Below are 10,675 nucleotides of genomic sequence, written 5' to 3' on the forward strand. Positions count from 1 at the left end.
TCCTGTCCAGCCTCCCGTCCCACCTGGACGTGACGGTCGAGCCGCGCCTGGCTTTCAGGCTCGACGGTGCGAGCTTCGACAGCGGCGCGCAGGCGGTGCCCTTTGCCGAGCGCCGGCGCGGCGAACTGCGGCTGGCGTTCGCCGGCCTGGACCTGGCGCGCTATGCGCCCTACCTGCCGGCGTCGCTGCCGGTGCGGCTGCACCAGGGCGTGCTGGGCGCCGACCTGGCCCTGCATTTCGAGCTGCCCGATGGTGCCGATCCGGTCGTGCGGCTCGACGGCCGCGCGACGCTGGACAAGCTGTCGGTCGCCGAAGCCGGCGGTGCGCCGCTGCTCGACTGGGCGACACTGAGCGTCGGTCTGCGCGATGTGCAGCCGCTGCGCCGCCGCGTTTCGCTCGGCGAGGTGAAGCTCGAGGGCGCGCGACTGCAGCTCGCGCGCGCTGCCGACGGCCGGCTCAATCTGCAGCGGCTCGGCGGCGGTGCGCCGGCCGCGGCCACGCCGGCCAGCGCACCGGCGCCCCAGTCGGCCGCAGCGGCCTGGCAGATCGAGGTCGACTCTCTGGCGATCGATGGCGCGCGCGTGGCCTGGAACGACGCCGCGGTAGGGCCAGCGGCTGCACTGCAGCTCGACGCCCTCCGCCTCAGCGGCGAGAAGCTCGCCTGGCCGGCGCGCGAACCCGTGCCGCTGGCCTTGCAGGCCACGCTGCGCACGTCGGCGGCGGAAGCGGGCGAGGCCGGCCGCCTGACGGTCGAGGCCCGTGCCAGCGATCGCGAGGCCAGCGGCACGCTCGCCCTCGACGAGCTCGCCCTCGAGGCGTTGGAGCCCTACGTCGCGCAGGCCCTGCAGCCGCGCCTGCTCGGCCGCGCCAGCGCTCGGGGCAGCTTCACCTGGAGCGCCGATCCGCAGGCGCCGAAGACCTCGCTGGTGCTCGACAGCGTGACGCTCGACGCGCCGCGGCTGGTCAGCGGCAGCGGCCGCGCCGCGCGCGAGGAGGTCGCGCTGAAGCAGCTCGCGATGGCTGATGCGCGCATCGACCTCGTGGCACGGCAGGTCGAGCTCGGCCGTGTCACGCTGGCGCAGCCGCAGGTGGCGGCAGTGCGCGACGGGCAGGGGCGCTGGAACCTGGCGTCGCTGGCGCGCGAGAACGCGGGATCGGGCACCGCGGCAACGGTGTCCTCCGGCACGACGCCCGACTGGTCGCTGCGCCTGAAGGAGCTGCAGCTCGACGGCGGCCGCGTGAGGCTGGTCGACAGCTTCGCCGCGGGCCGCGCCGCCGAGGCGCCGCTGCGCCTCGACGCGAGCGCGCTGCGCCTGCGCGTGCAGGACTTCGCCTGGCCCGCGGCGCGCGGCACGCCTGCGGCACGGCTGCAGTTCGGCGGGAGGCTTGCCGCGGTGGCGCCGGCCGGTGCGCCGGCCGCCGTGGCCGGCAGCGTCGACTTCAACGGCCGCTTCGCGCCCGAGCCGCTGCTCGCCGCAGGCCGGCTGCGCATCGACCGCTGGCCGGTGCATGCCTTCGAGCCCTACTTCGCGGCGATGCTGCCGGTGGCGCTGCTGCGCGCCGAGGCGATCTGGCAGGGCGACGTCGACGTGCGGCAGTCCGCCGCCGGCTGGTCGGTCGACGCCAGCGGCGACGCGCGGCTGGCCGACGTGCGCGTTCACACCCGCGCCGACACCGGCAGCGGCGCCGGCGACGAGCTGCTGAGCTGGCAGAGCTTCTCGCTCGACGGCCTGCGCTTCGCGATGGCGCCGCAGTCCACGCCGCAGCTGGAAGTGCGCGAGGCGGCGCTGAACGACTTCTTCGCGCGGCTGGTGGTGACCGAGCAAGGGCGGCTGAATCTGAGCAGCGTGGCCGCCGACGAGGCCGCCGCCAGCGCACCTGCCGAGGCGCCCGCCAGCGCCCCGGTCGCGCCGGCGGCACCGGCGTCAGCGCCGCCGGGCACGACACTGCCGATCGTCATCGCCGTCGGCGGCGTCAAGCTGAACAATGGCCGCATCGATTTCAGCGACCGCTTCGTCCGCCCGAACTACAGCGCCGACCTCACCGAACTCAACGGCGCGCTCGGCGCGTTCCGCTCCGGCACGCCCGAGATGGCCACGCTCGAGTTGCGCGGCCGCGCCGCGGGCACCGCGCTGCTGGACATCCGCGGCGCGCTCAACCCGACGGCCGACCCGCTGGCGCTGGACATCCAGGCCAAGGCCACCGACCTCGAGCTCGCGCCGTTGTCACCCTATGCCGGCAAGTACGCCGGCTACGCGATCGAGCGCGGCAAGCTGAGCATGGAGGTGGCCTACAAGATCGCCCCGGACGGCAAGCTGGAGGCGCGCAACCAGGTCGTCCTCAACCAGCTGACCTTCGGCGACAAGGTCGAGTCGCCCGACGCCACCAAGCTGCCGGTGCTGCTGGCCGTGGCGCTGCTGAAGGACCGCAACGGCGTCATCGACATCAACCTGCCGATCAGCGGCTCGATCAACGACCCGCAGTTCAGCGTGTTCGGCATCGTGCTCAAGGTGATCGGCAACCTGCTGGTCAAGGCGCTGACCGCGCCGTTCGCGCTGCTGGCCGGCGGTGGCGGCGAGGACCTCAGCGTGGTGGAGTTCCGTCCGGGCACGGCGACGCTCGCCGAGGCGGGCCGCAGCACGCTGGACAAGGTGGCCAAGGCGCTGGCCGACCGCGAGGCGCTGAAGATGACGGTCACCGGCAGCGCCGATGCGCAGGCCGAGGCCGAGGCGCTGCGCCAGGCGGCGCTGGAGGCGCGGCTGCTCGCCGAGCGCCGCCGCGAGCTGCTGCGCGAAGGCGCCACTCCGGCGCAGGCCGATGCACTGACCGCGCTCGACGCGCCGACGCGCGAGCGCGTGCTGCGCGCGGTCTACCGGGCTTCCGACCTGCCCGACCGGCCGCGCAACGCGCTGCGCATGCTCCGCGACATTCCGCCGGCCGAGATGGAGGCGCTGCTCAAGCGCCACATCGCCGCCGGTCCCGACGCTATGCGCGAGCTCGCGCTGCAGCGCGGCCTGGTGGTGCGTGATGCGCTGATCGCCAAGGGTCTGCCGGGTGAGCGCCTGTTCCTGGCCGCGCCGAAGCTGCGCGCGGCCGGGGACGCCAAGGGTGAGGAAGAGGCGGCGGCAGCGCGCTCGCCGAGCGCGCTGCTCACGCTGTCGACGAACTGATCGCCGCTCAGCGCGGCGCCGCGCCCTCGTCGCGCTGGCGAAGGTAGCGGTACACCGTGGTGCGCGAGATGCCCAGACTGCGCGAGGTGCGCGCCACGCTGCGGCCGCAGCGCTCGAACTCCTGGATCACCTGCTCCATCGCCCCGCGGGCCAGCGCCGAGCGCGGCTCGTCGGCGGCGGGCGGGGCCTGAGGCAGCACGCGGCGCACGGCAGCTTCGTCGAGGCGGCCGTCCGGCGAGCCCAGCAGCGCGCGCGTCAGCACCGCGCGCAGCTCGCGCATGTTGCCGCTCCAGCCGTGCCGTGCGTGGCAGGTGTTGGCATCGTCGTCGATCGACGCCTCGCGATGCACCGCCTCCAGCATGAAGCGCACCACGGCGGAGAAGTCGCTGCGCGCGCGCAGCGGCGGCAGCTCAATGCGAACGGTATCGAGCCGGTGCAGCAGGTCGGCGCGGAAGCGCCGTTCGCGCACAGCCTGCTCCAGGTCGACGTGGGTGGCAGCGAGCAACTGCACGTCGACCCGGCGCGAGGCCGTGCCGCCGACCGGGCGCACCAGCCAGTCGTCGAGCAGGCGCAGCAGCGCGGCCTGCATGGTCAACGGCAGCTCGCCGATCTCGTCGAGCAGCAAGGTGCCGCCGTCGGCGCTGGCGATCAGGCCCGCACTGCCTTCGCGGCGCGCGCCGGTGAACGCGCCGCCCACGTAGCCGAACAGCTCGGCCTCGAACAGCTCGGCCGGCAGCGCACCGCAGTTGACCGCCACGAAGGCGCCGCTGCGCCCGCTCGCCTGGTGGGCGTGGCGGGCGAGCAGTTCCTTGCCGGTGCCGGTCTCGCCGCAGATCAGCAGCGGCGCGTTCAGGCGCAGCGCGGCCCGCGCCGTCTCGAGCGCGGCGCGCACGGCCGGATCGTCAGCAACGAAGTCGGTGCTGCGGCGCTGCACCGGGGTCGCGAAGGCAGCGGACGCATGCGGGGCCGGCGCTGCCGCCGGTGCCGGCCGCTCACGCGGCATACGGGCTCGGGCCGGCCGCGGCGGCACGCGCGTGGGCGCCTGCACGCAGCTGGCGAACAGCTCGCTGCCCATCGCGTCGCGCAGTCGCCGCTCGCCGCCGCTGCGCAGGCCGGCCACGAAGAGCTCGTAGGGCGCATCGAACAGCTCCTCGAAGGCGGTGCCCGAGGCCACCTCCAGCCCGCTGAGCAGGTCGCGGGCGCGCGCGTTGAAGGCCTGCAGCCGGCCCTGCGGGTCGAAAGCCAGCAAGCCGGCACTGAGGGTGCCGAGGAACTCGGCGCGCGGATGCACTGCCAGCACCAGCCGGTCGCGCATCTGGTAGAGCAGCAGCAGCTTCTCGATGTGCGTGCAGGCCATCTGCACCAGCGCCTGGGTGTGCCGCTGGCGCGACTCGAAGTAGGACGAGGCGTCGAGCGCGCCGACCACCTGGCCGAAGGCGTCGCGGATCGGCGCAGCGGTACAGGAGATGTCACCGTACTTGAGGAGGTGGTGCTCCAGCCCGTTGACGGCCACTGGCGCTCCGATGGCCAGCGCCGTGCCCAGACCGTTGGTGCCGGCCTGTTCCTCCGACCACATGCTGCCGGCGACGATGTCGTTGGCCGAGCCGCTGGTCAGGAAGCGGTTGTCGGCATACAGGTCGAGCACCACGCCTTCCGGGTCGGCGAAGGCGAGCAGGAAGTTCGAACCGGCGATCTGGTGGCCCAGCGTCTCCAGCTCGGCCAGCGCGAGGCGGCGCACGATGTCGGCGCGGTCGCGGCGCCTTGCCAGGTCGGCCGCCTCGACGACCTGGATCGGCGGCTCGGCGGCCACGTCGAGCCCGGCGCGGGCACAACGCACCCAGCTGTCGAGAATATCCGCCGGCGGCAGCCCGCCCGGCGGCAGCGTCGCGCCGCGCGAACGGATGGCCCAGGCGTGCGCCAGCGCACGCTCGTCGATCGAACCCATGGTGTGTCTCCTGTGGCCGGCGGTCGTGGCCGCGGCCATCATTGCGTGATGCGATTCACGTTAACAGGGCACCGCGAGCCCCGCAACTGACCAGAAGCTGAACACCTGTTGCGCACATGTGTTTTGTCGCTGAACAGTGCCCGCGCCAGCGCCAGCGCCGGTTCGCCGGGAAGCGGGACGGCGCCCTCCGGGTCTGCCCCAAGTGGCATGCCCGTTGCAGACAGGAGAGGGTCGTGCGCTTGCCGCGCGGCATCCGACAGACCACAAGACGCAGGAGACAGTACATGCCCCGTTCGAAGATCGGTCAGACCCTCGTAGCCCTCGCCGCTGCCGCGTGCGTTGCAGGCCCCGCGTTCGCGCAGCAGAACATCGAGAAGCTCAAGCAGATGAAGGTCGCGACCACCGACCTGAACATCCCGGTGGTGCCGCAGGAAGGCAAGAACGCCGCGGCGATCCGCGAGAACCTCAAGAAGATCAAGATGCCGGCCGGCTTCAAGATCGACCTGTTCGCCGTCGTGCCCGATGCCCGCCACATGGCCGTGGCGCCGAGCACCAACATGCTGTTCGTCGGCACGCGCAAGACCACCGTCTGGGCCGTCACCGACCGCAACAGCGACGGCGTCGCCGACGAGGTCAAGTCCTTCGCGCCCAGCCTGAAGTTCACCAACCCGAACGGGGTGTGCTGGACCAAGGACGGCTTCCTGATCGTCGCCGAGCACAACCGGGTGCTGAACTTCCCGGCGGCCGAGTTCTTCTACGAGGGCCCGGACGTCGCGGTGATCGAGGTCGTGGGCCAGGGCAAGCTGATCCCGCCCGAGGAGGAGTCGTACAACCACGGCGCGCGCACCTGCCGCGTCGACGACAGCGGCATGCTCTACGTCACGCTCGGCCAGCCGTACAACGTGCAGCCGAAGGAGAAGGTCGCGATGTACGAGCAACTCGGCATCGGCGGCATGATCAAGCTGAATGCCTTCGACGGCTCCAAGCGCGAGGTCGTCGCACGCGGCGTGCGCAACTCCGTCGGCATGGACATCAACCCGAAGGACAAGACCGTCTGGTTCACCGACAACCAGACCGACGGCATGGGTGACGACACGCCGCCCGGCGAGCTCAACCGCATCACCAAGCCCGGCGGCGGCGGCGAGCACTTCGGCTATCCGTTCATCCACGGCAACAACGTGCAGATCGCCGGCACCGCCGCGGCACCGGATCTGAAGGGCATGAACCCGCCGGCGCAGTGGACCAAGCCGCAGGTCGAGTTCCCGGCGCACCAGGCACAGCTCGGCATGACGTTCTACAACGGCAGGATGTTCCCGGCGCAGTACCAGGGTGGCGTCTTCGTCGCGTCGCACGGCTCGTGGAACCGCACCAAGGCCAGCGGCGGCCTGATCAACTTCGTGCCGATCAAGGCCGACGGCACCGCCGGTGCGAGCACGGTGTTCGCCGAGGGCTTCCTCGACAGCGAGACCGGCATCTACCGCGGCCGCCCGGTCGACGTGGCGGTGATGAAGGACGGCTCGCTGCTGGTGTCCGACGACTACGCGGGTGCGATCTATCGCATCACGTACAGCGCACCGTGAAGTCGCTGACGCTGTCGATGCTGCTGGCTGCCGCGCTGCCCGGCGCGGTGGTCGCCGGTGACGTCGCGGCGGGCAGGCAGAAGGCGATGCAGGCCTGCGCCGTGTGCCACGGCCAGGTCGGCATTGCCGCCGTGCCCGAGACGCCCAATCTCGCCGGCGAACCGGCGGGCTACCTCTCCCGGCAACTGCGCGCCTTCCGCAGCGGCAAGCGCCAGCACGAGGTGATGGGTGTGATCGCCAAGTCGCTCAGCGACGAGGAGATCGACAACGTCACCGCGTGGTTCTCGTCCATCCAGGTGACGGCCACCGCGCCTTGACCCTGGGGCAGGTGCGCGCCGGGATGGCGCGCACCTCCAGAAAATCTCTAACGGCAAACCCCGTCGCGGCCCGCGAGGGCTTCGCGTAGCCTCGCGCCGCGCTCGCTCGCGCCTCGAACTCCACCCACAGAACATGAACAAGCTGCTGACGCTCTCCACGCTCGCCCTGTCCCTGGCTGCCGCCTATCCTGCCTTCGCGCAGACGGCCGAACTCGACCCGGTGGTCGTGACCGCCGAACGCACCCGCCAGACCACCTTCGATGCAGCGGCGGCCATCACCGCGATCACGCGCGAAGTGATCGACAGCGGCGGATTCCAGGTCAACCTGTCCGAGGCGCTGAACCGCGTGCCCGGCATCAGCGTGCTCAACCGGCAGAACTACGCACAGGACCTGCAGCTGTCGATCCGCGGCTTCGGTTCGCGCTCGACCTTCGGCATCCGCGGCGTGCGGCTGATCGTCGACGGCATCCCGGCCTCGATGCCCGACGGCCAGGGCCAGGCCTCGACCATCGCGCTCGGCTCGGCGCAGCGCATCGAGGTGCTGCGCGGCCCGCTGGCGCAGCTGTACGGCAACGCCGCCGGTGGCGTGGTGCAGGTGTTCAGCGGCACCGACGCCACCGTGCCGACCGCCGAGGTCATGCTGGCCGCCGGCCCCTGGGAGCAGAACAAGGTCGGACTGAAGTTCGGCCACAACGGCGAGCGTGACAGCGTCGTCGTCGATGCGATGCGCTACGCCACCAACGGCTGGCGCGACCACAGCCAGGCCGAGCGCACCCAGTTCAACGCGAAGTGGGAGCACGTGATCGACGCAGCCTCGACGATCAGCGTCGTGGCCAACTCCTTCGACCAGCCGCTGTCCAAGGACCCGGCCGGCCTCACGCGGGCGCAGTTCGAGGCCGATCCGCGCCAGGTGGCGGCGATCGTCAAGGCGCAGGACGCGAGCAAGGTCGTCAACCAGCAGCAGATTGGCAGCGTCTACGAGCGCCGGCTGACCGACGCGACCACGCTGACCTCGCGTGTCTACGTCGGCTACCGCAACCTCTACAACAAGCTGTCGGTGCCGCCCACCGCACCGCCGCAGACCTCGATCACCGGCTCGGGCGGCACGATCGACTTCGCGCGCAGCTTCATGGGCCTGGGCGTGCAGCTGGCCCACCAGATCCGGCTGGATGGCGAACGCGTGGCGCGCTTGACCGGCGGCCTCGAGCACGACCGCAGCAAGGAAGACCGCCAGGGCTACATCAACGACGCCGGCGTGCAAGGGGCGCTCAAGCGCGACGAACTGAACACCGTGCGCAGCACCGACGTGTACGCTCAGGCCGCCTACGACCTGCTGCCCACGCTGACGGCCACGGCCGGCGTGCGTTCGAGCAAGGTGAAGTTCGCCAGCGACGACCGCTTCATCATTCCGGCCGTGCCGCCGTCGACAGCCGAGAACCCCGACGACAGCGGCGGCCAGGACTACAGCGCCACCAACCCGGTGCTCGGGCTGACCTTCCGCGCCAGCCCGTCGCTGCACCTGTACGGCAACGTCGGCCGCGGCTTCGAGACGCCGACCTTCACCGAGCTGTCCTACCGCCCCGGCGGACTGACCGGATTGAACACCGACCTGAAGGCCTCGCGCAGCCGTCACGCCGAGGTCGGCGCGAAGTGGAAGATCGCCAGCGGCCACCGCCTCGACGTGGCGGTGTTCGACATCAGCACCCAGGACGAGATCGTCACCGACACCAACACCGGGGGGCGCAGCACCTTCAAGAACGCCGGCCGCACCAGCCGCCGCGGCGGCGAACTGATGTACACCGGGCAGTTCGCCGAATCGCTTCGTGGCACGCTGAGCCTGACCGCGCTGCGCGCGCGCTTCGACGAATCCTTCGTCAGCGGCAGCGGCGCGACGGCCGTGACCATTCCGGCCGGCAACCGCCTGCCCGGCACGCCCGATCGCAGCGCCTTCGCCGAACTGGTGTGGGCACCGAAGGCGGCCTGGGGCGGCTTCAACGCCGCCGCCGAGGTGATCCACACGGGCAAGCTCTACGTCAACGACGCCAACACCGATGCGGCGCCGGCCGTCACGCTGCTCAACCTGCGCGCCGGCTTCTCGCAGAAGTTCGGTGCGTGGACGCTGAAGCAGCTGCTGCGCGTGGACAACGTGAACGACAAGATCTACGCCGGCTCGGTGATCGTCAACGACGCCAACAGCCGCTTCTTCGAGCCGGCACTGCCGAGGAACTGGATGGTCGCCTTCACCGCGAAGCACGAATTCCGCTAAGGTGTCGTGATGGGCACGACCACGGGCACGAACCTGGAAACGATCACCCTCGGCGGCGGCTGCTTCTGGTGCGTCGAGGCGGTGTACGAGCGGGTGCGCGGGGTGGTCGACGTCGAATCGGGCTACAGCAACGGCCGCCTGGCGCGGCCGACCTACGAACAGGTCTGCACCGGCGACACCGGCTGCGTGGAGGTGGTGCGCGTGCGCTTCGACCCCGCGCAGATCAGCCTGCGCGAGGTGCTGGAGATCTTCTTCGTCGTGCACGACCCGACCACGCTGAACCGGCAGGGCAACGACGTCGGCACGCAGTACCGCTCCGGCATCTACTTCCACAGCCCCGAGCAGGAGCGGTCGGCCCGCGAGGTGGTGGCCGAGCTGAACGCTAAGCTCGGCGGCCGCGTGGTCACCGAGGTGGTGGCCGAGCGCGACTACTCGCGCGCCGAGGACTACCACCAGCACTACTTCGCCAACCACCCGGGGCAGGGCTACTGCGCCTTCGTCGTGGCGCCCAAGGTGGAGAAGTTCCGCAAGACCTTCGCCGATCGGGTGCGCGCGGCCTGAAGGCGCTGCGCCGGTAGACTGCGGGCCGTGCCCGTCCTGTCCCACTCCACCCGGCTTGTCGCGCTGCCGCTGCTGGCCGCCGCGCTGCTGATGCTGCAGGCCCTCGGCCTGTGGCACCGCGCGGTGCATGGGTCTGCCCATGGCCCTGCCGCACGAGTCGTGGCCGACCACGCGCACGCCGAAGACGGGCATCGCGGGCACCTCGGGCACGGACACGATGCCCATGAGGATCACGCCTTCGCCGGACACGACGAAGGCGACCCGCAATGCCGGCTGTACGACCAGCTGGCCCACGCCGACATCGCCTTCGGTGCGACCGCGGCCCCGGCCAGCCTCTGCGTGGCCGCGGGGCCCGACGCCGACCTGCCCTCGGGCCGGCTGGCGCCGCAGGCGGCTGGTTTCCTCGCGCGCGGTCCGCCCCGGGCGGCCTGAAGTCCCTCGATTCCGAGCTGCGCCGACGGCCACGAGCCGCCGGAGCCCGGTGCATTCGTGCGCCGCCCGACTTCTTCGCGATGGAAATCCACTCATGTCTTCCCCTACGACTCCGCTGCGGCGGACGGCCGTTGCCCTGGCCGTGGCCGCCTTCGCGCTCGCCGCACAGGCGCAAAGCGGCACCACGCTCGATCCGGTGGTCGTCACCGGCAACCCGCTGCGATCCAGCGAGCTGGCCACGCCGGTGTCCACGCTGGCCGGCGATGGCCTGGTGCTGCGCCGCGCTTCTTCGCTGGCCGAGACCATTGCCGACCAGCCCGGCATGGCGGCCACCTGGTTCGGCCCCAACGCCAACCGGCCGGTGATCCGCGGCCTGGACGGCGACCGCGTGCGCATGCTGGCCA

At 71.6% G+C, this 10,675-nt stretch carries 7 protein-coding genes and 1 pseudogene; 7 read left to right on the plus strand and 1 reads right to left on the minus strand.

The features are described from left to right. Positions 1–3,170 (plus strand): DUF748 domain-containing protein (locus AB7U92_RS13500; protein WP_428577558.1); only part of this gene is annotated, 3,170 nt, incomplete at its 5' end. 7 nt (positions 3,171–3,177) lie between these two features. On the opposite strand, the gene AB7U92_RS13505 is transcribed toward AB7U92_RS13500, so the two are convergent. Beyond that, on the minus strand, positions 3,178–5,115 hold the full coding sequence (locus tag AB7U92_RS13505; RefSeq protein ID WP_428577560.1) for a sigma-54-dependent Fis family transcriptional regulator: 1,938 nt from the start codon (positions 5,113–5,115) through the stop codon (positions 3,178–3,180). A gap of 284 nt (positions 5,116–5,399) precedes the next feature. On the opposite strand from AB7U92_RS13505, the gene AB7U92_RS13510 reads away from it, so the two are divergent. The 6 genes and pseudogenes from AB7U92_RS13510 to AB7U92_RS13535 form a co-directional block, all read left to right on the plus strand. After that, the gene (locus tag AB7U92_RS13510; protein WP_428577563.1) at positions 5,400–6,695 is read left to right on the plus strand and encodes a PQQ-dependent sugar dehydrogenase; all 1,296 of its coding nucleotides are present in this window, start codon (positions 5,400–5,402) and stop codon (positions 6,693–6,695) included. Then, positions 6,692–7,012 (plus strand): c-type cytochrome, encoded by a 321-nt coding sequence (locus AB7U92_RS13515; protein WP_428577566.1) that lies wholly within the window; start codon positions 6,692–6,694, stop codon positions 7,010–7,012. Before AB7U92_RS13510 ends, AB7U92_RS13515 begins: the two co-directional genes overlap by 4 nt. 133 nt (positions 7,013–7,145) lie before the next feature. Further along, on the plus strand, positions 7,146–9,278 hold the full coding sequence (locus AB7U92_RS13520) for a TonB-dependent receptor family protein (protein ID WP_428577568.1): 2,133 nt from the start codon (positions 7,146–7,148) through the stop codon (positions 9,276–9,278). 9 nt (positions 9,279–9,287) lie between these two features. Continuing rightward, complete coding sequence (gene msrA / locus AB7U92_RS13525; RefSeq protein ID WP_428577571.1) at positions 9,288–9,839, plus strand: peptide-methionine (S)-S-oxide reductase MsrA; 552 nt, start codon at positions 9,288–9,290, stop codon at positions 9,837–9,839. 27 nt (positions 9,840–9,866) lie between these two features. Beyond that, positions 9,867–10,271: a hypothetical protein gene (locus AB7U92_RS13530; protein WP_428577574.1), complete on the plus strand. Its 405-nt coding sequence runs from the start codon at positions 9,867–9,869 to the stop codon at positions 10,269–10,271. A 94-nt stretch (positions 10,272–10,365) separates the two neighbouring features. Continuing rightward, positions 10,366–10,675, plus strand: a pseudogene (locus AB7U92_RS13535) (TonB-dependent receptor); the annotation flags it as partial.

The organism is Piscinibacter sp. (assembly GCF_050175855.1).
In the GTDB taxonomy this organism is placed as follows: Bacteria; Pseudomonadota; Gammaproteobacteria; order Burkholderiales; family Burkholderiaceae_C; genus Piscinibacter.

Bases quoted from the DNA above. Each gene is read 5' to 3' on its own strand.
- AB7U92_RS13505 (WP_428577560.1), bottom strand. From the start codon at position 5,115: ATGGGTTCGATCGACGAGCGTGCGCTGGCGCACGCCTGGGCCATCCGT.
- AB7U92_RS13510 (WP_428577563.1), top strand. From the start codon at position 5,400: ATGCCCCGTTCGAAGATCGGTCAGACCCTCGTAGCCCTCGCCGCTGCC.
- AB7U92_RS13520 (WP_428577568.1), top strand. From the start codon at position 7,146: ATGAACAAGCTGCTGACGCTCTCCACGCTCGCCCTGTCCCTGGCTGCC.
- msrA (WP_428577571.1), top strand. From the start codon at position 9,288: ATGGGCACGACCACGGGCACGAACCTGGAAACGATCACCCTCGGCGGC.